Origin of the sequence: Gynuella sp. (assembly GCF_050297175.1) — a bacterium.
GTDB lineage: Bacteria > Pseudomonadota > Gammaproteobacteria > Pseudomonadales > Natronospirillaceae > Gynuella.
This window is the reverse complement of record NZ_JBNKSF010000038.1, coordinates 36,460-62,484: the sequence shown is the minus strand read 5'-3', so window position 1 is coordinate 62,484 and position 26,025 is coordinate 36,460. Positions and strand designations below refer to the sequence as shown.

The window sequence follows — 26,025 nt, the reverse complement described above, 5'->3', positions numbered from 1 at the left end:
CAAGTATCTGGCTGGTAACTCAGACAGAGATTTTCCTTCAGACAATTAATTTTAAACCCTTAATCCAGAGTAACAATCACCGCATCGCTATATTGACTGTAAAGCCCATCGCCATCAAACACGGCTACTGCAAATTCATAGGAACCACCACCAGCAACACTTACCGCAGTTTCTTCAATCAGCCCATCATAATCAGAAGCCCAGAGTGTTCGGTATTGATAATGCTGGTCGGTCATTTTTCGGTATTTGATTTCATAACCCTCAATTTCATAAGCATAGAGCGACTCGCCATTTTCGCGACGTTCCGGGGTGTCCCAGGATATCCTGACCAATCTGGCCGGATCAGCAAACAACTTCGAATGATCAGATGCCTCCAGCTGACAACCAGATAATATCAAAGAGAAAAAGAAGGTGGTGGTAAAGGGAAAAACAACTTTCATGTAACCAACTACAAAGAATATTTATCTCCCTGAGTACATAATAAACACAAGCTACAACCATCAGGGAAATGGCAAAACCGACAACACGAATAAACAGATAGATCTGCGGAAGATTCGTCATTAGACCGACAAGTCACTAAAGAGTACTCAACCCTTATGATCACAGTTTAAGTGGCCAAGCGAATCATTAAACCTACTGTAAACGATGACATAACAAAGCAGCAACTGACAAATGCGCCCTTATCCATCAATGATAACAGGCTCTCATTTTTTGGAATGATGATCAGGGGAGATTAAAGTCGGCAACACCACGCAAACTTATAACCCGTAGTGTTGTCGACCATTAGAAGCTGAGATTCGCCAAACTTCAGAACTGCCGGTTGAAGGCCAGAAATGGTGATTCCAGTGCAAGTTCCAGCTGGTTATCAGACCGCATGACTAAAAGCGATTTTGCCATCGTGATAATCCACCCGGATGCGATCTCCAGATTTAAACTCACCACTCAACAGCGCCATCGCCAGCTCATTCTCCAGGACTTTCTGTATCACCCGTTTCAGCGGTCTGGCACCATATACAGGGTCATAACCCGCTTCACAGAGATAGCTCATTGCTTCAGGCATCAACTCCAGACCAATTTGCTGATCATCCAGGCGCTTACGCAATTGTGCGATCTGAATATTAGCAATGCCCCTGAGCTGTTCACGCAACAGTGGATGAAACACAACCAAATCATCTACACGGTTAATAAACTCAGGTCGGAAGTGACTACCTACCACATCCATAACCGCACGCTTCATATCCTCGTAGTTTTCTTCACCAGCCATATTCTGAATAATTTCAGATCCGAGGTTGGAGGTCATGACTATAACGGTATTACGGAAATCCACGGTTCTGCCCTGACCATCGGTCAAACGACCATCATCCAGCACCTGTAACAGAATATTAAATACGTCCGAATGGGCTTTCTCGACCTCATCGAGTAATAGAACAGAATAGGGTCTCCTGCGGACAGCTTCAGTTAGATACCCGCCTTCTTCATACCCAACGTATCCCGGAGGAGCACCAACCAGACGGGCAACAGAATGCTTCTCCATAAACTCTGACATATCTATGCGCACCATAGCTTCCTGAGTATCAAACAGAAATTCAGCCAATGCTTTGCACAATTCTGTTTTACCCACTCCCGTTGGCCCCAAAAACAAGAACGAGCCATTAGGACGGTTGGGATCACTCAGCCCTGAGCGGGATCTGCGAATAGCATTCGCCACAGCAACTACCGCTTCGTCCTGACCGATGACCTTGTCATGCAGGTCGGTTTCCATACGCAACAACTTATCACGTTCACCTTCGAGCATCTTATCAACTGGGATACCGGTCCAACGGCTGACAATCTTGGCAATGGACTCCTCCGTTACCCGATTATGCAGCAACTGCATATCCATCATGTCCGCCTGAGTTGCCATATCCAACTGTTTTTCCAGTTCTGGAATCAAACCATACTGAAGCTCACTCATTCGCGCCAGATCACCGGCCCGGCGTGCATTTTCCATTTGCAGGCGCGCATCTTCGAGCTTCTCTTTGATCTGCTGTGATCCCTGCAGAGACGCTTTTTCTGTATTCCATATCTCTTCGAGATCAGCATACTCACGTTCAACCCCGTTGATGGTTTCACGCAGGTTTTCCAAACGAAGTTTAGAAGCCGCATCGTCTTCTTTTTTGAGCGCCTCGGCTTCTATTTTCAATTGAATCAAGCGGCGTTCGAGGCGATCCATGGCCTCCGGTTTGGAATCGATTTCCATACGAATTCTGGAAGCTGCCTCGTCAATCAGATCAATCGCCTTGTCCGGTAATTGTCGATCTGTAATATAACGCTGAGATAGTTTCACTGACGCAATCAAAGCCGAATCGTTGATGCTGACACCGTGGTGAATTTCATAACGTTCTTTCAATCCGCGAAGTATGGCAATCGAATCTTCCTCATTCGGCTCACCTACAAAAACTTTCTGAAAGCGTCGTTCCAACGCACCATCTTTTTCGATAAACAGACGATACTCATCCAGCGTTGTGGCACCCACACAATGCAGCTCTCCTCGCGCCAATGCCGGTTTCAACATATTACCGGCATCCATAGCACCTTCTGACTTTCCGGCACCCACCATGGTATGTAATTCATCGATAAACAATATGATTTGCCCTTCCTGCTTGGACAACTCATTCAGGACTGCTTTCAATCGCTCTTCAAACTCACCGCGAAATTTAGCACCAGCCAATAGCGCACCTATATCAAGAGACAGCACCTTTTTGTTCTTCAAACCTTCCGGCACTTCACCATTGACAATTCTTTGCGCCAGCCCTTCAACAATCGCAGTTTTGCCGACTCCAGGTTCTCCAATCAGCACAGGGTTATTTTTACGCCGACGCTGCAGAACCTGAATAGTCCGCCTGATTTCATCATCCCGACCAATGACCGGATCAAGTTTTCCCTGCTCAGCCCTTTCAGTCAGATCAATACAATAGCGATCCAGAGCCTGACGGGTTTCTTCAGCCTGTTGCGAATCAACGCCCTGGCCGCCCCGGACCTGATCGATGGAATGACTCAATGCATCCACGGTTACGCCGGACTCCCGCAGCATGCTGGAGATATCACTTTTGTCCTGAACCATGGCCAGTAAAACAATTTCACTGGAAATGAACTGATCATTTCTTTTTTGCGACTGTTTGTCGGCAACATTCAAAATCCGCCCAAGGTCATTGGACATATGTACGTCACCGTCATGATTCTGAACAGTTGGCATGCGATCCAGTTTTTCCATAACCTGTTCCCGCAATGCCAGAATATTGGCACCCGCTTTTTGCAGCAGAGGTCGGATACTGGAACTTTGCTGTTCCAACATGGCGCTCAATAAGTGCACCGGTTCGATAAAGTTATGATCTTTACCAACCGCTACAGACTGAGCATCGGACAATGCCAGCTGCAACTTACTGGTTAATCGATCTATTCTCATAATGTCCCCACAAATTCAATGTTTATACTTGTCTGCATAGGTGGGGGTCAGCAAAAACTTTTCAATTGACTGACAACAGCTAAACAGGATTTATTCAATCCAGATCAAACTGGCCATTCTGCCAGTGGTGTGATCACGACGATAAGAAAAAAACCGCTCTGATTCGGTCACAGTACAAGACTGACCACCATAAATAAGCCCAATACCCAGCTGCTGCAGATTTTGCCGGGCCAATTGATAGATATCTGCCAGATACTTACCCGGAGTTGGCAATGGCTGAAACGCTTTTTCGTGAACGGTGTTGGCAGAGATATAAGCCTGCCTGACTTCTGCTCCAACTTCGAAAGCAGCTGGACCAATTGCAGGACCGAGATAAGCTATCCAGTCACTCCCGGCTCCACCACATTTGTTAACAGTTGACTCGATGACTCCAGCTAATAATCCACGCCATCCGGCATGAACAACTGCCGCCTGATTACCATTGCGATGACATAAAAACACCGGCAAACAATCTGCTGTCATGACCCCGGCCGCCATTTCCGGCATACAAACATATGCTGCATCTGCGTCAGCACCGATATTTTCCGGAGAAGCCGGTACCACCCCAGTGCCATGTACCTGATTCAGCCAACATACTGGCACCCCCGTTAACTCCAGCAACCGCTGCCGGTTGGCGGTCACCGCCGCCTCACTATCGCCCACATGGCGGGCCAGATTGAAACTATCGAACGGTGCATGACTGAACCCACCCGTTCGAGTGGTATAGCAGGCTTTCACCGATGCCGGCGCAGGCCAGTCCAGCCATTCGAGACTGTTCACCAGTTACCACCTGCCTGCTGATGATCCTCTCGCAGGGTCTCCAGCAGGTTATGTAAATCCTCGGGTAACTCAACCTCCCACCGCATGAGCTCACCACTTTGCGGATGTTTTAACTGCAGCGCCTTGGCATGCAGCGCCTGACGCTGGAAGTGTTTAAGTGCTTCCGTCAGGTCTGGGCCGCATTGTTTCGGTAAACGCATCCGTCCTGCGTATAAAGGGTCTCCAACCAAAGGATGCTGAATAAAGGCCATGTGCACGCGAATCTGATGCGTTCTGCCGGTTTCCAGCTTAACTCTAATATGAGTATGATTCTGAAAACGTTCCAACACCCGATAATGAGTCACAGCTTCTTTACCGGTTGGATGGACTGCCATTTTCAAGCGGTTAGTGTTATGTCTGGAAATGGGCTCATCAATGGTCGCCCCGCCGGTTAATACACCCATGCAAACGGCCTCATATTCACGCCCCATTTCACGGCTCTGCAGTTGCTGTACAAGACTGTTCTGCGACTCCAACGTACGGGCAATCACCATCAGGCCAGAAGTATCCTTATCAAGCCGGTGCACAATACCGGCCCTGGGTAGATTAATCACTTCAGGATATCGAAACAGCATCGCATTCAATACCGTTCCATCTGGATTTCCAGCTGCAGGATGTACCACCAGACCAGCAGGTTTGTTAATGACGATAATCTGGTCGTCTTCATACACAACTTCCAGTGGAATATCCTGAGCCAGCCATTCCCCTTCAGGGGTCAGCTCAGCCTCCAGGGTCAGTATTTCTCCACCAATCAGCTTTTCTTTGATTTTACGCGCCTCCCCGTCCACCTTCAGCTGTCCGTCTTTAATCCAGGACTGAAGCCGGCTGCGGGAATATTCCTGGAACAACTCAGCCGCGACCTGATCCAGCCGTTTCTGGCCTAATTCATTGGGAACGGTCACTTTTAAAGAAATATGATCTGCCATCTGAAAATCTGCTGTGGTTAAATGTGCGCCCATTGTAGACAACCGATGTTGAATCTTCGAATGAAGTTATTAGCTTTCTCAAAAATCCCAGCCATTCTTATTACTACCTTGATTGTCAGCTCCTGTGCTACCAGGGTCGTGGATGAGGAGTCCCTTTACCAGGCCGCCGCAAAGAGCATGGAGAGGAAAAACTACACCACGGCAATGAGTAAGTTGAAGCAAATGGAGGATCTGTATCCATTTAGCCGCTACGCAGTGCAGGTTCAACTGGATCAGATTTATGCGACCTACAAATCCAGAGACCTGGCCGAGGCAGTCGTATTGGCAGACCGCTTCGTGCGGTTAAATCCAGATGATCCGCAAGTAGAATATGCCTGGTATCTGCGCGGATTGGCCGCTTATGATCTATCTCTGAAAGGAACTTCCATCGTCAACGGTAATTATCCTGAAGCGCGGAACCCATCGGCTGCGGATATGGCGTTTACCTATCTGGATGATTTTGTCTTTCGCTTTCCTAAAAGCGAATATGCGCCTGACGCCCGTTATAAAATGAATATTATTCGTAACCGTCTGGCCCGGCATGAGCTGGTCGTGGCTGATTTTTACCTTCGCCGTGGAGCCTGGGTCGCCGCAGCCAATCGCGCAGTTACAGTACTGGAACAATATGAAGGCAGCACTGCGTCCGCCGATGCGTTGGCTATTCTGGCAACCGCTTATGGCGAGATGGACCAGCCGGATCTGCAACAAAAGACCATTGCCATACTGCAATCCAATTTTCCAGACCACCCCAGCCTGAACAAAGGCCGTTTCAAGCCAGTCAGGTAGTGTTTTACCTGACTCAGATACCCGGTTTCCAGGCATTGGTAATCGGGTAACGGCGGTCCCGCCCAAATCCTCTGGATGTTATCCTGACGCCCTCTGGGGCCTGCCTGCGCTTATACTCATTAATATCAATCAGGCGAATCACTTTGGTAACATCCGCCCTGTCAAATCCAGCGGCAACAATACTCTCTAACGACTCATCGTTCTCAACATAGCGCTCTATCAGCTGATCCAATATGGCATAAGGTGGCAGACTGTCTTCATCTTTCTGATCCGGTGCGAGTTCTGCAGATGGTGGACGATCAATGACTCGCTGCGGAATTACAGGACTCAGGGTATTTCGATAACGAGCCAGTTCGAACACCAGGGTTTTGGGAACATCCTTCAGGACATTAAATCCCCCGCACATGTCGCCATAAAGAGTGGCATAACCGACGGCCATTTCGGACTTATTTCCGGTTGTGAGTACCATGTATCCGGTCTTGTTGGATATCGCCATCAGCAGTTGTCCGCGAATACGAGCCTGTAGGTTTTGTTCGGTAGTATCCACCGGCAAACCATCAAATAAAGGTTTAAGAGTCTCCATCCCGGCATGGAACATACTGACTATCGGCAACACTGAATACCGAACCCCCAGAGCTTCTGCCTCAGTTTTGGCATCATCCTGGCTCATCTGGGAGGTATATTCAAACGGTAGCATCACCGCATGCACGCGTTCAGGTCCCAAAGCATCAACCGCTATTGCCAGTGATAACCCAGAATCAATGCCACCGGAAAGACCCATCACCACTCCAGTGAAACCGTTACGGTTGACGTAGGCGCGCAGGCCCTGAATCAACGCCATATAAACGCTTTCATATCTGGGTCGGGGTGGAATGACAGAACCCTCTATGACCTCAATATCCTGGTCATTTCGGCGCAGCTCCACGATATCCAGTCTTGATTCATAGGTCGGCAGGGTATGCTGGACTCCGTCAGGAGTCACAACCATTGAACCGCCATCAAACACCAGTTCATCCTGACCACAATTGTGATTGACATAGACGACGCAGAGTCGATATTTTTCGGCCACCTGACTGACCCTGTCCCGGCGCTGTCCGTCCCGGTCAATGTGGTAGGGTGAACCATTGATGTTAAACAGTATCTCCGCGCCAGATTCGGTTGCATCACTGACTGGTTGATCGAACCAGATATCCTCACAAATCGTCAATCCGCACCGAAACCCATCTATCTCAATAACGCTGGTGCCCTGACCTTCAGAAAAATAACGTTTTTCATCAAACACCTGGTAATTAGGCAGTCGTTGCTTGGCATATTCAACGAGGATTTGTCCTTCATAGATAACAGCCAGCTTGTTATACAGCAGACCGTCTTCAGATTTGGGAAATCCGACCACCATATAGATTGGCAACCCGGCTTCGAGCAGAATGTTCATGGCAGCTTCGACCCGCGTCGCCATACTCGGACGCAGTAATAAATCCTCTGGAGGATATCCAGTGATGGTCAATTCAGGAAATACGATCACCCGCGCATTCTGTTCCATTGCACGACGGGCCAATGTGATCATTTTTTCAGCATTCCCGGAAATATCTCCAACCGGAAACTCATCTTGCGCCAGCGCCACTTTCAGACTATTCAAACTCATACCACTCCAAATAAACCAAGTCCGTATTCTGCGCAAAGGCACTCAGATTGCAACGATATTCGAATGGAATACAACCTGATGTTGGCTTTATACTGACTTAAAAAATAAGGGACTGCATAACCTGCAGCAATAAATCATTCAATGGAAAATCAAACCGTCAGCATTACCAACCTTAGCAGGCGCCGTCAGAACGTGCTGATGAGCTTTTTCAATCTCTACCGCATTGCTCTCGCCAGCCTGCTTTTTCTGATGATACAACTCGGATGGCTGTCGTTTAGCTTTTCCATCGACAATGCCCGAGAAACGATAATTGTCAGCCTGGGCTTTTATCTGGTCCTCTGTGCGATTGCCATCACCATCACAGTCAAACAGCTACTCAGTCAAACGTCTGTCCTGGCAATTATGATAACCGATATCATGCTACTGACATTGGCCCTGAAAACCATTGGTGGTGTCACCAGTGGCCTGGGCAACCTCATTATTGTCAGCGTCGCGGTGGGAACATTGTTTCTGTCATTCAGAAACAGCCTGTTATTGGCAGCCTTCGCAACCTCTTCGGTGGTCTATACAGAACTGTTGTCGGGCATTACACCGAACAATCCACAACAGGCAGCCTTTCTCGGATTAGCGTTTTTCGCTACTACAATCGTCATTCAGTATCTAATGAGCCGCACCCGTTCCAGTGAGCAACTGGCGGAAATCCAGGCAGAAAACATACTGAGTCTTGAGGCTACTAACCAGCTTATCCTACAGCGGATGCACACAGGCATCATAGTGAGCTCAATTAAAGGAGTCATTCATACCAGCAATCAGGCCGCGGCACGCTTGATTACCGACTCAGAAACAAAATCCATCCAAAACCAAAAGTTACCGCCCGTAATATGTGAACTGTTGCAACAATGGCTGAAACAGGAGCATATCGCTTCGCATATCATAAAAATTCACCCCAAAATGCCCGAAGTCTTTGTGAACTTCACATCACTGCAGAATAATAAAGATTCCGACGTTATCATATTTATGGAAGACACCAGTAAAACCGCTCAGCAGGCCCAACAGCTAAAGCTTGCTTCTTTGGGGCGTTTTACCGCCAGTATTGCCCATGAAATTCGCAATCCACTGGGAGCAATCAGTCATGCAGCACAGCTACTGGAAGAGTCGCCGAATATTGATCAGACCGATGCCCGCATGATTCAAATCATCAAGAATCACTCTCAGCGGATGAACACGATTATCGAAAACATTCTTCAGTTGTCGCGTCGTGCTGAATCCAATGCTGAAATTATTAGCTTAAAGGATTGGCTAATGGATTTTCTGGTTATTTTTCAGGAAGCCCATAAAGATGCCAAAATCGAAACGCGCGTTGCTGACGATCTGATGATCAAGTTTGATCCTTCACATCTACAACAGGTATTGACCAATCTGATCAGTAATGGTCTTAGGTATAGTGAAATGGCTGGAGAGCGCTGTGAAGTTGAAATTGTGGCCGGCATACTGAATGCCAACAACCAGCCATATCTCGACGTTATCGATTTCGGCCCGGGCATTTCAGCAGAAAACCGCGATAAATTGTTTGAACCTTTCTTCACCACCGAAAAAACAGGTACCGGACTGGGCTTGTTTCTTACGAAGGAACTTTGTGAAACAAATCAGTCTCAAATCATGCTGGCAGAACCACCAGAACAAGGTTCATCAGCAACAATTGGATGCTGTTTTAGGATATTATTTTCTCACCCAAACCGTTTGACATATATGGAATGATACTATGGATACCTTGGCAACCGCACTAATCATAGACGACGAACCGGACATTGTTGAACTTCTGGAAATTACCCTTGGTCGTATGGGGCTGGGAACAATTGCTGCAACCACTCTGGCACAAGCACAAAAATTACTCGCGGAAAAAGAGATCCATATCTGTCTGACAGATATGAATCTGCCAGATGGAAATGGCCTGGATCTGGTGGAAACAATACAGCAAAAATACAGTAATATTCCAGTTGCAGTGATCTCTGCCCATGGCACGATGGATTCCGCAATTGACGCACTAAAACGAGGAGCATTTGACTTTGTCTCCAAACCTGTAGATCTGCAACAACTCAGAGATCTAGTACATTCTGCGCTTAAGCTGGCAAATCGGATCCGTATGCCTGAGCAGGAAACAAGCCGGCAAAGTAATCTCATCGGCAAATCTGAGCCTTTTTTAGAGCTTTTGGAAAATTCTGAAAAATTGGCTCGCAGTCAGGCTGCGGTGTTTATCAACGGAGAGTCTGGCACGGGAAAAGAACTCATTGCTCGCTATATTCACAACCAGGGACCACGAGCCGAGCAACCATTTATTGCTGTGAACTGCGGTGCCATTCCATCGGAATTGATGGAAAGTGAGTTTTTTGGTCACAAAAAAGGCAGCTTTACTGGGGCCATTGCTGACAAAGAGGGATTTTTCCAGGCAGCGAACGGAGGCACGTTATTTCTGGATGAAGTCGCCGATCTCCCTCTTAACATGCAGGTGAAGTTATTACGCGCAATTCAGGAAAAATCCATCCGCCCGGTAGGATCACAAAAGGAATTGCCGGTTAATGTTAGAATACTCAGCGCCAGTCATAAAAACCTGCTGGATGAAGTAGAAGATCAGAACTTCCGTCAGGATCTGTTTTATCGAATCAATGTTATCCAATTGGATATTCCACCGCTGCGGGAAAGATTTGAAGACATTCCTCTTTTGGCCCATCACTATCTCGAAAAACTGGCCACATCATATGGAGTCCGCCCTAGAGAACTGAGCAGAAGCGCTCAGGAAGCACTGCAGATATACGATTTTCCCGGTAATATTCGAGAGCTGGAGAATATCCTGGAGCGTGCTTTCGCCATGTCAGACGGCGTCAAAATTGAGCCTAAAGATCTGGCCCTGCGGCGGAGTGATTCTTCTAACTCAGCAAGTTCAGGCAGCCACCTGGGCACATTGGAGACGCCCGAATACGAAGCTGGCAGCAATCTTGAGGATTATCTCGAGTCAATCGAAAGAAAGGTTATAACTGATGCTCTGGAGGCAACACGTTGGAATAAAACTGCTGCAGCCAAAAATCTGGGAATCACCTTCAGAGCTATGAGGTATAAGCTTAAAAAACTGGGGCTCGAATGACGAAGTATCGTTTTAGTAAACCATGGGTATAGAATCACGCTACTTTAAAAACATTGATTGAGATCGATAAGAAGTAAAGACAGTATTCCGGGCAGATAAAAATTAAAAAGGGATATTGTCATGAAAGGAAAAGGATTTTCGGTAATTGAACTCATGCTGGTCATCGCGGTTGCAGGCATACTGGTAGCAGTTGCAATGCCTGCATTTTCGACACTTTTAGAAACCAACAAAGTCAAATCAGCTCTGTTTATTCTGCAAAATCAGATACAAACAGCCAGAGAAAGCGCCGTTTTTAATAATACAACCGTAACTATGTGCCCACTGTTTCAGGGCAAATGTACCGACTTATGGAGCAAAGGATATTCCATCTTCTATGATCAGAATGCGAATCGGGTGTTTGATCCGGAAGACACGATGGTTTCACAATATGATCCATTACCGGAAGTGACATTGTTATGGAACCCCGTCAAAAACAGCAATGCATTACAATACGATCCAACCGGAACCACACATAAAGCCAACCAAAATGGTACATTTTCAATCTGTTCCAGCAGAGCATTTGTACCAGCCTATGGTGTCATTATAAATCGTCAGGGAAGGATGTGGACCGGTATTGACAAAGATAGAGATCAACATTTGGATGGACAGTCATCATCAAGATCGATTCGTTGCTGAAGTTCTTCAACGTCAAAATACTGGATGGGTTTCAGTTTGATTAACCTGGCACATGATTATGCCAGGTTAACGGACTCCTTATTTCCAGTTTGAACAAACAGTGGATGTGGTCGCCGAATAAGCCGAATCACCCTTATACCAACAACGCACGCCCTGGGAATTCAATGTCGATACCCCATCCCCCACCAAGACGCTGACTTGTCCTGATGATGGATTATTAATTGGTACAGCTGACAACGTGTATGTTGAGGCATTTGCCTGCTCAATGCTTAAATTACATTGCTTGTTTGCACCATCGACGGGAGCCTGAGATGCAAAAATCGTTGGCGCACCAGTATCACCATTTTTTGCGGCCCCCGCATACGTTGAAGGTACTGACGTGGTGTAATGTCTCTCCATCGCATTTGCCAATCCTTCAAGCGCCATCTGACAATCTGAGCGATAGGTTTTCACAACATAGTGACGATACGAAGGAACTGCTATTGCCGCTAGAATCGCAATAATTGCAACGACAATCATAACTTCAATCAAAGTAAAGCCTCTGTTTACATATCTCATCGTTAGTAATCCTTGAATAAACTATCTGGCATTTCCCATATCTGGGTTACCTGTTGCTTGTCGTCTACCACGATTACAGCTGTGGCTCTGCGATTGATCTCGCTCAAATACTTCTTTTTACCGTCCTTTGAGCGGACATATACATTCCGGCTCACTTTGAAAATATAACCACTGGTTTCCAGCGTATAGTTAACCGTATCAATACTCATGATTCTGACTGCTTGACCACTCTCCGGGTATCCTTCTGGTATTACGCCTGCAGAAAAAGCATTGATACTCAGACACAAGACCCAGAACATAGTCACAGACTTCAGGAAAAAACCAAACATATTCATTTGCCTCTTAGTCATTAGTTATCAGACACCAGTTCTTTCCAGGACAATTCTCCGGTCAAACCGCTAAGACCGATATTCACACCAATGCTGGCTGGCTCGCCCTTATTCTGGGTTCCAATATTGGCGCCGTTTTCATTGAAATAAATCAATATGTCCGAAGATGAACCGCTGTTTCCATAACCCGCTGTTGTCATGGCAGCATTTTGCTGGTTGTTATTTTGGTCTTTGTCATCGTATTTTTGATCTTCGTTCATATCAAAAACCGTTCCTATCGGAGATTCGCCGCCTGTCAACGCTTTAAACGCAAACAGCCAACCACCATTTCCGGTAGAACACATAACATTTGCAGAAGGAATCGTTGTAACGCCAAATAAGGTTTCATCCACCAGTACCATTCTTCGAATAATTCGCTCCCCCTTATCTTCCTTAGCACAAGCTGTCGCCGATGGGCATAAGTCGAAGTCAATCTTCCACCCCATATATCCGTTCGTCGAATAATCAAGAGACTTGTCTGTGACTGTCCGGTACTGCCGGTTACTAATGCTATCGGCGTGATTGCTCAGTTGCTGCGCTTGAAGACTACGAGGTGTCAAAATAGTTTGATAATCTGAGTCATTAAGCGTATCCCAAACACCATACAAAGACTGAATATCGTTTGAAGTCGCATCTGAAGTACTCATCCAGCTGCCAGTAGAAAATATGACAACCATTCCCCCCTTATCATTGCGAATGGCGACGGGTTGATTCACAACCGGCTGCCATGTTCCCGCGGATGTGCTGGTCGGATCGCTGTTGTAACTGGCTTTGAACAGAGTTTTTGATGACCACTGATTAACATCTCCACGTAAGTCAAAACGCATCATATTTCCGGCATAGTCACCAGCATATATGTAATCAACAACACCATCGGCATTGGTATCCACTGCTCTGGGCTCTCCCAGACCGTTGGAATAAGTTACCCGTTCCTTGTTACCGTCATTGTCGGTATCGATATCAACGGTGAACTCATCATTGCCCGTTGGAATGATGACATAGTTATTACCTTCCACTCCCCATCCTCCGGTGGCGCTATAACCATCCAGAAACACTACGAATAAAGCAGACTCATGCTTTCCTGTACCACCACATTCAGCTGCGTTATAACCATTACCGAAGATTGCGGCCCAGCGCTTTTCTCCATTGCCTCCATCCTGGTTGGTCATGACGATTGTGGGCTTACTAAAGCTGTAACCAAGGCAGGATTGATTTCCACCAACGTCCAGATCAGACAACTTGTCCGGAAACTCCCACAACACGCTGTTTTCACTCAGATTATCGGGATCTGTGACATCCAGGCCAAAATAACCTTTTCCACCGGCACCTAAACCACTGACCAAAATAGTTTTCCAACTGTTTCCGACATAAGCTTCGCTAACAGCCGGAGTGCCATCAACATAGAATTGGTGGTTATAGGAGGGCAAGGTATATTCGTAGAGCTTTGGCATGGCAATATTTGGAACATAGGCAAATTGTTCATTGCCGGTACTCGCATCAAAACCATGGAACATACCGTCATTCGCTCCTACATAAAGCATAGGTTTCCGGTTACGGTACGAATTGTAATGGGTGTTGTATTTGCCAGTCGGAAACATCCCAAAATCACGTTTTTTTGAATAGGCTGGCGAACCGACGAACACTGGTGTCGAGTTCACAATATCGCCAAGATAACCATTACGGTCTCGTAACTGTCCTACCGATTCATTGCTACCGATGTAGTTCGGATCATCATTCCTGATATCACCGGTAATATAGCGAACCCTCTCATCACCAATTTTACCATTATAACTAGCCGGAAGCGTCATATTGGACACGCCCGTTTCAAAATAGTCTTTCTGAGTCTGGGTCAGATTAGCGTAATCAAACTCCACCCCTTTATGGGATTCAGGGTTGTAGGTATAGACATTACGCTTCTGTTGAGGATCTTCAATTAAAGCTTCAAGCTGATCAGATGCCCGCCACTTGGCACTCTCGTCCAGAACATCACCTTTATAGGGAATACCTTCCAATTCACCCGTATAATCATCGGTATAGACTGCATGAAACAAACGCACTTTTCCTTCGCTAACTGATTGCGAACTCAAAGAAATACCTGAAGCACCGTTCTGCTCACCTTGAATATTGAGAAAGGCATTTTTCAGACTACGTGTCAGCTCATCAGGGTTATTGGAAGAATAGAAAAACCCCCTGCCATTATAGGCAGCGTGAACCATATCGGTAACTTTGTTGGTTCCCCAGGAATAGGAAGTTACGTTATTTTTATACATGTCATAAATCGCATTTTCATCCACACCTGATGGCAACCCAAACGCCACGGTATAAGTTTTTAAATGCTGATGCATAACATAGTCCTGGTTATTCTTACTCAGATTACTACGATCATAGTCAACGTCTGATATGGAAACTTTATCACTCAAGGATGAGCGCAGATCATTGCGATAGTAGTACATGGCCAGATCAGCTAGTCTATTGCTCTGATCGTCAGCAAAACTGCCTCCTGCAAAACGTCCTGTTTGATCTACATTGCCAAAGTTCTTGGACAATTTTCCCGACCACTCTCCATCGGACAGCAGAACTACATAGTTTTTCTGACACATGCCACCATCATTGGCGGTGTATATAGGACAGGCACCACTCCCAAAACGGTTATCGGTCGATGAACAACTAAAGTACTGCCCTGTTTCATATAGAGCCTGTCTCAATGGTGTACTACCATCAGCCTTAGTTTGGCCAATGTGTGAAAACAGCTTGTACTTATTATTGCCCACCGAAAGAGGGCTACCATTAATATTAGCGACTGACATACTGTCACGGGAATAATTGTTAAGCACCGTATAACCAACGCGGACATTGGCCATATCTTCCAGGACCTTCATAATCGCGCCCTTGGCAGCTAGTTTTCTTGAGCGATAAAAGTTAAACCAGTTTTGAAAGTTTTCTTTTTCTGTCGCCGTCAGAGTGGAAATTTTGACTTCTGTAATTGCATCTGAATTATCAAAATAACCATCACCATCAGTATCTTGCCACTCGTAATAGCGCAACTCATTGCCATTCGGGCTTTCACGATTTCCGTTATTATCCAAAAAAATGCTATCCGAAGTCAGATCCATCCATTCCGTTGGATTATAGGGATCATCCAAACCAACCAAGACATTATCAGCAATGCCTTTGCTTTGTTTAAATTTTTCAATCAACTCAGAATAAGGAACTGGTTCTCCATTAAATGTAAATGCCGAACGTCCAGGCCACGGAACGTAAGTACGAGAAGGGTTATAATACATGGGATTGAAATCAGAGTTACGAAAACGCCATGAATTGGCAGCAGCAACCCGGCATTCATCTCTTCTTATCCCATTAAAAGCAGCAACCAAACTATATCCGCCACCCCAGCCTTTATTTGGCAGGCATGTACAAATGCCACCTGAACACCAGCGACTAGGATATGTCGCATTAACAATGTTACCAGCATCTGATATGTTAGTTTCGCCAGGCTGGTTATTTATAAATAACCCGCTGGCGCTATAAGTCTGGGTCATGGCATCCCAACTCATACTGCCGGAATCATCCATCACAAAAACGATATTCGGCTCAACACCGACAGGTACTTCCAAAGGATTTTCGGAGAGCAGAACTTCACCTGCATAAGCCGGAAAAGCCCATAACAACAATAATGCATGTATCCACAATCGTTTCATATTACTCCCCTCACACCATAGTTTTCCTGAAGAAATACGACACCACCACGTCCACTTTTACCACGAGCGGTAATTCTGAAAATATTGTATGTCGCTCCAACCACTTTATTGTCTGTATCATTGTCCATATTCAAATCATCGACCGGTTTCGTTATTGTCGTTAAAAATTCGATTATGTATTTTGGGGCTTCGGCAGTCGTCTGTTTGGCAAGCCCGGTCACACTGATGGCATTACTATTCCAGTCGACTGTCGTCCATACTTTCGAACTCAGTGAATGAAACGCATACAAGCCATTTGTAGGCGAAGCGGAAAAATTGTTCAGACTGGTTAGTCCTGCTAGTTGAGTCTCAGCAGCTCTCAAAGCCAGTTCTGCTGCTTCAAACGCCAGATAATAATCTTTTTGGTTGGAAGTCATTTTCTCTTCAAGCGAAGCTGTCCGCATCGATGTCAAACCAATTAGCGTCAGCACAACCAAAAAAATCAGTGCAATTAACAGGGCAACACCCCGTTGAGATCTTCGCATGTTTACATCCCCTAATTTCGTAAGCTCACTGTGGCAAAGAAAACCCGTCCAGTCGTCATTCCAATGTCTTCAATCGGAACTGCGGTTACCTGTACTTTGATAACCGTTACATTTATCCACTCTGAGGCACTCACCTCACCCGCATCTACGAATTTATTTGGCTTTCCATCATCATCAGTATCAATGCCAAAACTGAAATTAAGATCAGAGATACCTTGTGCAAGTTCGAAAGGATTATCGCTGTTGGTTTTCTGATAAAGGGCTGGAATAGGCTGTCCTTTGGAATTTTTTATATCAGACTTACCAACATAGAAGACATTAACCTGATACTGATACAGGATTGCATCATCATAGAAAATATCGGTATTTGATATTGCTTGGCGTAGAGAAATAGTTGATGTGCTTGCTGAGTTACTGACATTTCCTGCTTGAAATAACGCCGCTTTTTCACAATCTGCCAAAAACAACGTATCATCTTTTGCAACATAACCGGTGTTCGCTATTTGAATGTCACCATCAGTACCACCATTTTGAGCAGTCACTAATTGAGCACCCTGATCATCAACTCCACGAATCACCAGCATGTCAGACTGAATACCATTGATATCTTCAGTAATAGCACTGTCCGAACTGAGCGCTGTCGGCAGACCAGTGGAATCTTTATAAACGTTTATCATGCCATTGGTAACAATATCGTTATAAAAGGCTTTACTGGCACTGACATCAGCCGTATTCAGAAACTCTTTTGTATTGGAAAAATCAATATTGGAGTTACAGCCACTGAAATTCACCATTCGTAATTTCAACATTATTTCGTTGAGCGCGAATCTTGCATTTTCCTGTAAACGGGAATTTTCCTGCACTACTCTTTGTGTCGATGAATTAACCGTAAACATTACGATTACACCGGCCGTTAAAATCAATCCCAACGTCAATGCAATCATAATTTCAACCAGCGTAAAGCCGTGCATATTTGTCTTGCTACTGTTCATAAATACCCTTCAATTAGGATTAATGACGGAAGTCAACGTGACAAGGGCGCCGTCAGCGTCTCTGGAGCCGTCGGAATTGAATGCAATAGTGTCCCTGAAGGTGATCTCAACTTGGTAACTCTGGTCTGCCAGTAACGTTATTTTGCCTGTGGCATCAGGTAAAATTCCGTCTACCTTAAGATTATCCTTACAGACACTTCCACCAGCTCCCAATTGGCACAACCATTCTGACTTGTAAAACGTCACCAGTTGATCGGTAGTGCAGTTAACCGATGCACCATTGCAGCTCTGATTACTTGGACTGGATAGGTTGACATATATGCTGTTAGGGCCTGTGCTTCTGATTTTTTCAGCGATAGAGTTAGCCAGAAACATGGCATTGGAACGGTTCATTGAAGTAACACTGTTTTTAAGCCCCACCGCATTCATTCCTGTCGCACCTACCAAACCGATGGTAATAACCAGCAAAGCCACCAGAATTTCGATCATCCCAACACCATGCTGTCTTGAACATGTCTTCATGATTTATCACTCCTGCTTGGCAATCGGTGAGCCATAAACGGGAATCGACAGAGACTTGCTGTGCCCGGCCCCATCATTTAACTGAAGAGAGAAATTCCCATTTCCGGAACGCTTTCCACGACTGTCAATGCTGAATGCATATATAGCCGTTCCCGAACTATCGGTCAGGTTCATCACATATGATCCCCTGGGGAACCCATCTCCTTCCCTGATCACCGAAGCGTCAGAATTCAAGACAATCTGCCACCCATCCGACCAGTCATTATTGGTTTTAGATTGAAAGGAAACACGCTCGCCTCTGGTAACTGCTTCAGACCGTGTAGCTGCTATTGCTCCAACAACATCGAATACATATGAATTCATTTGATTACGCTGAAGGAAGTCACTCATGTTCGGAGCCGCCACAGTCGCCAATATTGCAACAACTGCGATGGTGATCATCAGTTCAATAATCGTAAATCCGCGGGTGTTTTTTTGTCTCATTGGCAAACTCCAGAAGTTTGTCAATAAGATACATCAAACCAGTCAGTACAACGCCAAGGTACCGACGAAAGGAATGTTAGGCAGGATCAGTGGAAGGATTTGATTTGAAGTGTGAAGTATTACTCGCTTTTATTCCTGATCAACCAGGCGCAGCTCTTTAGGTAAGCTAAACGTGATATTTTCCTCTATTCCGTTTTGATGAACGACATCAGTATCTACATACTGCTGAATACCATGAATAACCTGACGAACCAGCACCTCTGGAGCAGATGCACCGGCAGTAATACCAACACACACCTTATTGTTGAGCCATGTGGGGTTTATCTGGCTGGCATCATCAATCAGATAGGCCTCACAACCCATTCTTTCTGCCAGTTCACGCAGACGGTTTGAGTTAGAGCTGTTAGTGGAGCCCACGACCAACACCAGATCGCAATGCTGAGCAAGCGTCTTCACTGCGTCCTGGCGGTTTTGAGTGGCGTAGCAAATATCATCTTTACGCGGTCCATGGATCTTCGGAAACTGAGCTCTCAAGGCATCAATTACCTTAGCGGTGTCATCCATTGACAGCGTGGTCTGCGTAACATAAGCCAACCGAGAGGGATCTTTTACCGTCATCCTGGCGACATCCTGCTCAGACTCTACCAGATATATCGCTCCGCCATTGCCATCATCATATTGCCCCATTGTTCCTTCGACTTCTGGGTGTCCTTTATGGCCGATAAGAATGCACTCCATCCCCTCTTTACTATATTTCGCCACTTCCAAATGAACCTTAGTCACCAGTGGACACGTGGCATCAAATACTTTCAGACCGCGCTGTTCAGCCTGACGGCGAACAGCCTGAGACACACCATGAGCGCTGAAAATGACAATATGATCATCGGGCACTTCGTCCAACTCATCGACAAACACGGCACCACGTTCACGCAAGCCATCAACCACAAAGCGGTTATGAACCACTTCATGGCGGACATACAAAGGGCTTCCAAACAAATCCAGAGCGCGATTGACAATATCGATGGCCCGGTCGACTCCGGCACAAAATCCACGCGGGTTCGCTAACATCAATTTCATAGACTATTAACCTGACTCACAGACCCGCAGGATTTCCACATCAAACTCCAGCGTTTTACCGGATAAGGGATGATTAAAATCGACCACGATACTGTCTTCGTTGACTTCTTTTACCACTCCGGGCAACTCGGAATTGGCTGCATCAGAAAAGGAAACAACCAAACCAGGCCGAATCTCCATCTGTTCATCAAACTGGCTTCTTTGAAAGTGCTGCAGATTTTGAGGGTTGGGCATTCCAAAACCTTTTTCTGGCGGAATCGAAATACAACGACGTTCTCCAGCACTCATACCAAACAGGCTTTCCTCAAACCCAGGCAACAGATTTCCGTCCCCAACCTTAAACTCGGCAGGGTTACCTCCGAAATTGGAGTCCACTTCTGCACCGTCCGGTAGACGAATGGCAAAATGCAATGTCACTGTGGTATTTGGACCAACTTTCACATCCACCTCTCACTCATATACAGAGATCAGACGTAACGGCGGATTTCACCCGCCCCGTCAATATTATCAACACAACGTCCGCATACTTCCGGGTGGTCCGCATGCTGTCCAACATCTTCACGATGGTGATAACAGCGCACACACTTCGAATGTGATGACGCATGAATCGAGATCTTCAAACCTTCGATATCGGTACTGACTGCATCGGCCGTAGCTTCACTCAGAGGATGAACATGGGCCTCGGAAGTAATCGTCACAAAACGGAATTCTTCTCCAAGCTTACCGAGGTCAGCTGCAAGTTGGTCATCACAATATAGATGTACGACGGCTTGTAAATTCCCACCTACTTTTCCGTCATTACGAGCCGTTTCAATCACTTTGTTTACAGCTGTCTTGACTTCAATAATGTTTCGCCAGTACGCATCGTCCATATCTGGATCTTCAGAAAAGTCCTGGATGGGTTCGTAATAGGTTTCCAGAAATATCGACTCAGATCTTTCACCTGGGATATAGGTCCAGATTTCCTCTGCCGTAAAGCTCAGGATCGGGCAAATCCAACGTACCATAGCTTCGATGATATGGTACATGGCTGTCTGACAACTGCGTCGTCCCACACTCTCAGATGGCATGGTGTATTGACGATCCTTAATAATATCCAGATAAAAACCGCCCAGCTCCAGCACGCAAAAGTTATGAACCTTTTGGTACACATGTAAAAACTGATAGTTTTCATAAGACTTCTGGATCTCTCTCTGCAGTTTTGCAGTACGACGCAATATCCAACGATCCAAGCTCAACAAATCTTTATCGCTTACCAGATCTTTTGCTGGCTCAAAACCTTCAAGGTTGGACAACAGAAAGCGACTGGTATTACGAATACGGCGATAGGAGTCTGCAGTACGCTTCAGAATTTCCTGAGACGCTGTCATGTCACCACTATAGTCGGTCGCAGCAATCCACAACCGCAAAATGTCTGCCCCTAAGGTATCCATGACTTGTTGTGGCTCTATACCATTGCCCAAAGACTTGGACATTTTGTGGCCTTTCTCATCAATGGTGAAACCATGCGTCAACACTTGCTTGTAGGGTGCTACACCATTCATGGCAATAGAGGTTTTCAATGAAGACTGGAACCATCCACGGTGCTGGTCAGAACCTTCCAGATATATATCTGCCGGAAATTGCCCCAACTCCTCCCGCTTGCGAAGTACCGCATCGTGAGTCACCCCAGAGTCAAACCAGACATCCAATGTATCCGTGACTTTCTCATACTGATCAGCTTCAGCCCCGAGTAGCTCCTGCGACTCTATTTTCCACCAGGCATTAATCCCCTCTTTCTCCACTCGCTGTGCAACTTCCTCTATCAACCTGGACGTTTCAGGATGCAGGTCTCCGGTGTTTTTATGGACAAAGAAAGCAATAGGGACACCCCACGTTCTTTGTCTGGAAATACACCAGTCAGGGCTCTGGTCTACCATTGCTTCGATACGATTCTGTCCCCAGGCAGGTACCCAACGGATCTGCTTGATCGCATCCATGGCCTGTTGCTTAAGACCCGCTTTGTCCATGGAAATAAACCACTGAGGTGTGGCACGGTAAATAAGTGGGGTTTTGGTTCTCCAGCAATGAGCATAACTGTGGGTCAGTTTACCGACACTCAACAGCACACCCTGCTGTTTCAGAACTTCCACAATATGATCGTCAACTTTATAGACGTGCTCGCCAGCGAAGAGTTCAACATTGTCACGATATGTGCCGTTGTCATTTAAAGGATTGATCGTCTCAATGCCATATTTATTACAGACAGCGAAATCCTCCATACCGTGATCAGGCGCGGTATGCACAATACCTGTACCGGCATCAAGAGTAACGTGGTCACCCAGCAAAACAGGTATTTCACGATCATAGAACGGATGTTTGAACTTCAGGCCTTCCAGTGCCTGTCCCTGACATTCAGCCAGAACATCAAACTGCCCATCTGCAATTCTAGACTTAAATGACTCAGCCAGTTCCTTGGCAACAATCAGCAAACCTTGATCAGTTCGAACCAGCACATAAGTAATATCATCACCAACAGAGAGTGCCAGTGAAGCAGGCAGCGTCCAAGGTGTTGTCGTCCAGATGACAATGGCAACATCGCCCTCTTCAGCAACATTAAACTTATCAAAGACCGCTTTGCTGTCTAATGCTGGGTACGCCACATCAAGCTGTGTGGATACCTTGTCGTGATACTCCACTTCTGCTTCAGCCAAAGCAGAGCCACCAACAACACTCCAGTAAACCGGTTTATACCCTTTGTGTAAGTGCCCACTTGCAGCTATGCGCCCAAGAGCACGGATAATATCCGCCTCTGTCTGGTAATCCATGGTCAGGTAAGGCTTATCCCAACTACCAAACACCCCCATGCGGATAAAGCCCTTTTTCTGGCGTTCAATCTGTTTGTAAGCATACTTGCGACACTCATTCCTGAAGGTCTCGTAATCAACCTTATCGCCCGCTTTGCCGATCATGGTCTCGACTTTGTGCTCAATCGGCAAACCATGACAATCCCAACCAGGTACATAAGGCGCATCGAATCCAGCAACACTACGGGATTTAATAATAAAATCTTTCAGTATCTTGTTAACCGCATGCCCCAGATGCAAATCACCATTGGCATAAGGAGGGCCATCATGAAGAATGAACTTTGGTCGCCCGGCACTGATATTCCGGATTTTCTGATACAACTCAATTTGCTGCCATCTCTTCAACGTAGCCGGTTCGCGCTGAGGAAGGCTGGCTTTCATGGGGAAACTTGTCTTTGGCAGGTTCAAAGTCGACTTGTAATCGGTCATGATCTTTATCTGGTTACTCTTTCTGCGGTTATAAGTTGTCGCGCCTGGGCGATATCTTCTTGAATTTGTGTTTTCAGTTCATCAATGTTGGAAAATTTCTTTACGGCTCTCAGCCAATGACGGAACACAATGGTCAGATGCTCGCCATATATTTCTTCATCAAAATCAAAGATGTGAACTTCTAAATTTGGATGATGGATATCCCGTGTCGGTTTGGGGCCAATATTCGCTACACCGTAATAAGTGCATCCTCTCAGCTTCAAATCAACCTGAAATACTCCCTCCAGAGCGGATTTATATCCATTCACCTGAAGGTTAGCGGTTGGCACCCCTATCGTACGACCGAGTTTGGCGCCGTGAACCACTTTCCCAGACATGGAGTAATCCCAGCCCAACAATTCTGATGCTTCCGTCAGGCACCCCTGAGCCAGCTTGTCCCGTACCAGGGTACTACTAACCCGGCCATCATTGCTTAAAAAAGTGGAGTGGTCTTTGATTTCGAACGCGTGCTCGATACTCATTTGTTTGAGAAATTCGAAATTACCACTGCGATCACACCCAAAACGAAAATCGTCTCCCACGATCAGGCTCTTGATTCCAAGTCGCCCAACTAAAACATCGTCTACAAACGCTTTCGCCGTCAAAGCACGGAAACGGGCATTGAAATTGATCACAAGCACACAGTCTACGCCGGTTTTTTTGATCAAGGACACTTTGTCACGAAAACCTGTCAGACGAGCAGGAGCTCCTGTGGAGTCAAAAAACTCTTTGGCCTGAGGTTCAAAAATCATGACCACAGAATTCACGTTGAGATCCCGTGCCGTCACAACAGTGGACCTGAGTATCTGTTGATGCCCCCGATGCACTCCATCGAAATTCCCGATTGTGAGCACACAACCTTTATGGCGCGCTCTTAAATTATGTAGACCTCGTATGATTTCCATTATTTACCTGAGAGAATCGGGGGAAGGCGGATTATATGAAAAGCCAGCACCAATTTCAGCGTTTCAGATGATGAAATCTGATACCAAAAGCCCATACCGCTGCAAAATATACACAGATTCCTACACAAACCAGACCAGAAAGCGCATAAATACGGGCAAGAACAGACTGATTCTCCCAAAACAGTGGCACAGGCAACAGCAGGTGCAGAGACCCAATCATTACCATACATGCCAATAGTACTTTCAACAGAAAGACCCTGATATCTTTACCTATATAAAACGTCATATCTCGTCGCAAGAACCAGTACAGAGCTGCTGCATTGAACCATGCTGATAACGCAGTAGCCAGGGCAAGACCAACATGTTTTAGCCAGTACACCAACATTAGATTAAACACCATATTCAAAATCATAGACCAAACGGCTATTTTTACCGGAGTCTTCATCTCCTGCCTGGAATAAAAACCAGGAGCCAGTACTTTGATCAACATGAAGGCAAGCAAGCCTAACGAATAAGCCCTTAAAGATAACGAAGACATTTCAACAGAATGAAAATCCATTTCACCATGATAGAAAATCGTGGCAATCAACGGCTCTGATAAATAAAACAGTGCCGCCGATGCTGGCAGCCCAAGAAATACCACCAGCTTAATAGCCCACCCCAATGTCGCCCGGAACTGCTCACCATCTTGCGCCATATGAGTATTACTCAATACGGGCAAAACCACGGTTGCTATAGCAATACCGATAACCCCCAAGGGTAACTCCGACAACCTGTCAGAGTAATAAAGCCAGGAAACACTGCCATCCACCAGCAGAGATGCAAGCACAGTATCCAACAGTAAATTTATCTGACTGACCGAGACTCCTAGCAGAGCGGGGATCATAAGCTTGGCAACTTTACGAACCCCCGCATGCTGAAAGGACAATCTTGGCCTGACAAGCACATTAAGTCGGTAAAGGGAGGGCTGCTGAAACAACAGCTGCGCCATGCCGGCAAACAGGACGGCAATTGCCAGACTCTGAATAGGTGGTTCAAACCAGGAAGAACCAAACACAGCAAAAGATATCAAACAAACATTGAGCAAAACAGGTGTGAAGGCAGGTATGGCAAAGTTGCCATATGTATTTAATACAGCACCACACAAGGCCGTCATGGAAATAAAAAACAGGTAAGGCGATACTAAACGAATGGTGTCCGCTGTTTGTGCAAGCTTAACAAGATCTCCGTGATACCAAAAACCTGGCGCAAAAATGATCGCCACATAAGGCGCCAGTACTATTAGCAGAGTAGTGACCACCAGCAGCCACAAACCGAGCCACGCAGAGATATGTGCCATCAGGTCACGTACTCCTGGCAGCCCTGAATCTTTCTTCACCTCTGCCAAAACCGGAATAAATGCCTGAGAAAACGCCCCTTCCGCAAACAGTCGGCGCAGGAAATTAGGAATCTTGAAGGCAATCAGAAAAGCATCAATCTGCCCCCCGGCTCCAAATATATGGCCAATGACAATATCTCTTACCAACCCCAATACCCTTGAGCTGAGAGTTCCCATACCAACTGCAACCGTCGAGCGGAAGAGCCCCTTTCGAGTTGATGGCGAGTTAATAGTATTGGCCAATGAGTGATTCCGTTTATGAATACCGTGATGAGCCGCGAAGTGTAACTGAAACACTCTACGTTAAAAGAACTTAATCTTATTTGACAAGGACCGAAAGCATCAATAGAATCGCGCCCTCTTTTTAACTAACTGATATTCCCAAGGAGCCAGATCGTGGCAAACTCAGCTGGATCTCGTAAACGCGCTCGTCAGGCCATTAAGCGTCGCGCCCATAATGCCAGCCTGCGATCCATGGTGCGTACCTACGTCAAAAAAGTAGAAGCCCAAATCGAAGGCAAAGACTATGATGCGGCTACACAGGCTTTTACTGCTGCACAACCTGTTTTGGACAAAATGGCCCGCAAAGGCATGTTAAGTCCAAACAAAGTATCGCGCACCAAAGCTCGTTTAAACGCACATATCAAATCCCTGAAAGCAGCTTAATCGCACATATTTCGGGTATTTTTGCAAAAG

22 protein-coding genes are annotated in these 26,025 nt (G+C 46.1%); 5 read left to right on the top strand and 17 right to left on the bottom strand.

Annotated features, from left to right (window positions below):
* Positions 1-59: 59 nt before the first annotated feature.
* The 4 genes from ACQY6I_RS16005 to rluD form a co-directional block, all read right to left on the bottom strand.
* Positions 60-440 carry a fibronectin type III domain-containing protein gene (locus tag ACQY6I_RS16005; protein ID WP_428242504.1) on the bottom strand — a complete coding sequence of 127 codons (381 nt, stop codon included), beginning with the start codon at positions 438-440 and terminating at the stop codon, positions 60-62.
* Positions 441-865: 425 nt separating this feature from the next.
* Positions 866-3,445 (bottom strand): ATP-dependent chaperone ClpB, encoded by a 2,580-nt coding sequence (gene clpB / locus ACQY6I_RS16000; RefSeq protein WP_428242503.1) that lies wholly within the window; start codon positions 3,443-3,445, stop codon positions 866-868.
* Positions 3,446-3,535: 90 nt separating this feature from the next.
* Positions 3,536-4,264 (bottom strand): peptidoglycan editing factor PgeF, encoded by a 729-nt coding sequence (pgeF, locus tag ACQY6I_RS15995; protein ID WP_428242502.1) that lies wholly within the window; start codon positions 4,262-4,264, stop codon positions 3,536-3,538.
* On the bottom strand, positions 4,261-5,229 hold the full coding sequence (gene rluD / locus ACQY6I_RS15990; RefSeq protein ID WP_428242501.1) for a 23S rRNA pseudouridine(1911/1915/1917) synthase RluD: 969 nt from the start codon (positions 5,227-5,229) through the stop codon (positions 4,261-4,263). Before rluD ends, pgeF begins: the two co-directional genes overlap by 4 nt.
* Positions 5,230-5,289: 60 nt before the next feature.
* Here rluD and ACQY6I_RS15985 point away from each other — a divergent pair, with 60 nt between their 5' ends.
* Positions 5,290-6,054 (top strand): outer membrane protein assembly factor BamD, encoded by a 765-nt coding sequence (locus ACQY6I_RS15985; protein ID WP_428242500.1) that lies wholly within the window; start codon positions 5,290-5,292, stop codon positions 6,052-6,054.
* Between the two features lie 13 nt (positions 6,055-6,067).
* On the opposite strand, the gene ACQY6I_RS15980 is transcribed toward ACQY6I_RS15985, so the two are convergent.
* On the bottom strand, positions 6,068-7,696 hold the full coding sequence (locus tag ACQY6I_RS15980) for an NAD+ synthase (protein ID WP_428242499.1): 1,629 nt from the start codon (positions 7,694-7,696) through the stop codon (positions 6,068-6,070).
* Between the two features lie 141 nt (positions 7,697-7,837).
* On the opposite strand from ACQY6I_RS15980, the gene ACQY6I_RS15975 reads away from it, so the two are divergent.
* From ACQY6I_RS15975 to ACQY6I_RS15965, 3 genes are all read left to right on the top strand, one after another.
* On the top strand, positions 7,838-9,454 hold the full coding sequence (locus ACQY6I_RS15975) for a sensor histidine kinase (protein ID WP_428242498.1): 1,617 nt from the start codon (positions 7,838-7,840) through the stop codon (positions 9,452-9,454).
* Between the two features lie 4 nt (positions 9,455-9,458).
* The gene (locus ACQY6I_RS15970) at positions 9,459-10,835 is read left to right on the top strand and encodes a sigma-54-dependent transcriptional regulator (RefSeq protein WP_428242497.1); all 1,377 of its coding nucleotides are present in this window, start codon (positions 9,459-9,461) and stop codon (positions 10,833-10,835) included.
* Between the two features lie 120 nt (positions 10,836-10,955).
* Complete coding sequence (locus tag ACQY6I_RS15965) at positions 10,956-11,510, top strand: GspH/FimT family pseudopilin (protein WP_428242496.1); 555 nt, start codon at positions 10,956-10,958, stop codon at positions 11,508-11,510.
* Positions 11,511-11,588: 78 nt separating this feature from the next.
* Here ACQY6I_RS15965 and ACQY6I_RS15960 read toward each other — a convergent pair whose 3' ends face one another.
* The 12 genes from ACQY6I_RS15960 to murJ form a co-directional block, all read right to left on the bottom strand.
* Positions 11,589-12,068 carry a type IV pilin protein gene (locus tag ACQY6I_RS15960; protein WP_428242495.1) on the bottom strand — a complete coding sequence of 160 codons (480 nt, stop codon included), beginning with the start codon at positions 12,066-12,068 and terminating at the stop codon, positions 11,589-11,591.
* A 2-nt stretch (positions 12,069-12,070) separates the two neighbouring features.
* Positions 12,071-12,418, bottom strand: a complete 348-nt coding sequence (locus ACQY6I_RS15955; RefSeq protein ID WP_428242494.1) for a hypothetical protein — start codon at positions 12,416-12,418, stop codon at positions 12,071-12,073.
* Entirely contained in the window at positions 12,418-16,134 is a 3,717-nt protein-coding gene (locus ACQY6I_RS15950) for a pilus assembly protein (RefSeq protein ID WP_428242493.1), read from the bottom strand. Before ACQY6I_RS15950 ends, ACQY6I_RS15955 begins: the two co-directional genes overlap by 1 nt.
* Positions 16,131-16,658 carry a pilus assembly PilX family protein gene (locus ACQY6I_RS15945; RefSeq protein ID WP_428242492.1) on the bottom strand — a complete coding sequence of 176 codons (528 nt, stop codon included), beginning with the start codon at positions 16,656-16,658 and terminating at the stop codon, positions 16,131-16,133. The genes ACQY6I_RS15950 and ACQY6I_RS15945 overlap by 4 nt, the downstream gene beginning before the upstream one ends.
* An 11-nt stretch (positions 16,659-16,669) precedes the next feature.
* Positions 16,670-17,650, bottom strand: coding sequence for a PilW family protein (locus tag ACQY6I_RS15940; RefSeq protein WP_428242491.1), 981 nt, complete (start codon positions 17,648-17,650; stop codon positions 16,670-16,672).
* A gap of 9 nt (positions 17,651-17,659) precedes the next feature.
* A complete protein-coding gene (locus tag ACQY6I_RS15935; protein WP_428242490.1) occupies positions 17,660-18,172 on the bottom strand; it encodes a type IV pilus modification PilV family protein in 513 nt (170 codons plus the stop codon).
* A gap of 6 nt (positions 18,173-18,178) precedes the next feature.
* A complete protein-coding gene (locus ACQY6I_RS15930) occupies positions 18,179-18,655 on the bottom strand; it encodes a GspH/FimT family pseudopilin (RefSeq protein ID WP_428242489.1) in 477 nt (158 codons plus the stop codon).
* Positions 18,656-18,784: 129 nt separating this feature from the next.
* On the bottom strand, positions 18,785-19,732 hold the full coding sequence (gene ispH, locus ACQY6I_RS15925; protein WP_428242488.1) for a 4-hydroxy-3-methylbut-2-enyl diphosphate reductase: 948 nt from the start codon (positions 19,730-19,732) through the stop codon (positions 18,785-18,787).
* 6 nt (positions 19,733-19,738) lie between these two features.
* On the bottom strand, positions 19,739-20,173 hold the full coding sequence (gene fkpB / locus ACQY6I_RS15920; RefSeq protein ID WP_428242487.1) for an FKBP-type peptidyl-prolyl cis-trans isomerase: 435 nt from the start codon (positions 20,171-20,173) through the stop codon (positions 19,739-19,741).
* Between the two features lie 26 nt (positions 20,174-20,199).
* Positions 20,200-23,007 (bottom strand): isoleucine--tRNA ligase, encoded by a 2,808-nt coding sequence (ileS, locus tag ACQY6I_RS15915; protein ID WP_428242486.1) that lies wholly within the window; start codon positions 23,005-23,007, stop codon positions 20,200-20,202.
* 5 nt (positions 23,008-23,012) lie between these two features.
* The gene (ribF, locus tag ACQY6I_RS15910) at positions 23,013-23,951 is read right to left on the bottom strand and encodes a bifunctional riboflavin kinase/FAD synthetase (RefSeq protein ID WP_428242485.1); all 939 of its coding nucleotides are present in this window, start codon (positions 23,949-23,951) and stop codon (positions 23,013-23,015) included.
* A gap of 55 nt (positions 23,952-24,006) precedes the next feature.
* Complete coding sequence (gene murJ / locus ACQY6I_RS15905) at positions 24,007-25,572, bottom strand: murein biosynthesis integral membrane protein MurJ (protein WP_428242484.1); 1,566 nt, start codon at positions 25,570-25,572, stop codon at positions 24,007-24,009.
* A 153-nt stretch (positions 25,573-25,725) separates the two neighbouring features.
* Between murJ and rpsT the strand changes: the two genes are divergently transcribed.
* Positions 25,726-25,995, top strand: a complete 270-nt coding sequence (gene rpsT, locus ACQY6I_RS15900) for a 30S ribosomal protein S20 (RefSeq protein WP_428242483.1) — start codon at positions 25,726-25,728, stop codon at positions 25,993-25,995.
* Positions 25,996-26,025: the final 30 nt, after the last annotated feature.

Coding starts and splice junctions, on each gene's coding strand:
- ACQY6I_RS16005 (WP_428242504.1), bottom strand. CDS start 440: ATGAAAGTTGTTTTTCCCTTTACCACCACCTTCTTTTTCTCTTTGATA.
- clpB (WP_428242503.1), bottom strand. CDS start 3,445: ATGAGAATAGATCGATTAACCAGTAAGTTGCAGCTGGCATTGTCCGAT.
- rluD (WP_428242501.1), bottom strand. CDS start 5,229: ATGGCAGATCATATTTCTTTAAAAGTGACCGTTCCCAATGAATTAGGC.
- ACQY6I_RS15985 (WP_428242500.1), top strand. CDS start 5,290: ATGAAGTTATTAGCTTTCTCAAAAATCCCAGCCATTCTTATTACTACC.
- ACQY6I_RS15980 (WP_428242499.1), bottom strand. CDS start 7,696: ATGAGTTTGAATAGTCTGAAAGTGGCGCTGGCGCAAGATGAGTTTCCG.
- ACQY6I_RS15975 (WP_428242498.1), top strand. CDS start 7,838: ATGGAAAATCAAACCGTCAGCATTACCAACCTTAGCAGGCGCCGTCAG.
- ACQY6I_RS15970 (WP_428242497.1), top strand. CDS start 9,459: ATGGATACCTTGGCAACCGCACTAATCATAGACGACGAACCGGACATT.
- ACQY6I_RS15965 (WP_428242496.1), top strand. CDS start 10,956: ATGAAAGGAAAAGGATTTTCGGTAATTGAACTCATGCTGGTCATCGCG.
- ACQY6I_RS15960 (WP_428242495.1), bottom strand. CDS start 12,068: ATGAGATATGTAAACAGAGGCTTTACTTTGATTGAAGTTATGATTGTC.
- ACQY6I_RS15955 (WP_428242494.1), bottom strand. CDS start 12,418: ATGACTAAGAGGCAAATGAATATGTTTGGTTTTTTCCTGAAGTCTGTG.
- ACQY6I_RS15950 (WP_428242493.1), bottom strand. CDS start 16,134: ATGAAACGATTGTGGATACATGCATTATTGTTGTTATGGGCTTTTCCG.
- ACQY6I_RS15945 (WP_428242492.1), bottom strand. CDS start 16,658: ATGCGAAGATCTCAACGGGGTGTTGCCCTGTTAATTGCACTGATTTTT.
- ACQY6I_RS15940 (WP_428242491.1), bottom strand. CDS start 17,650: ATGAACAGTAGCAAGACAAATATGCACGGCTTTACGCTGGTTGAAATT.
- ACQY6I_RS15935 (WP_428242490.1), bottom strand. CDS start 18,172: ATGAAGACATGTTCAAGACAGCATGGTGTTGGGATGATCGAAATTCTG.
- ACQY6I_RS15930 (WP_428242489.1), bottom strand. CDS start 18,655: ATGAGACAAAAAAACACCCGCGGATTTACGATTATTGAACTGATGATC.
- ispH (WP_428242488.1), bottom strand. CDS start 19,732: ATGAAATTGATGTTAGCGAACCCGCGTGGATTTTGTGCCGGAGTCGAC.
- ileS (WP_428242486.1), bottom strand. CDS start 23,007: ATGACCGATTACAAGTCGACTTTGAACCTGCCAAAGACAAGTTTCCCC.
- ribF (WP_428242485.1), bottom strand. CDS start 23,951: ATGGAAATCATACGAGGTCTACATAATTTAAGAGCGCGCCATAAAGGT.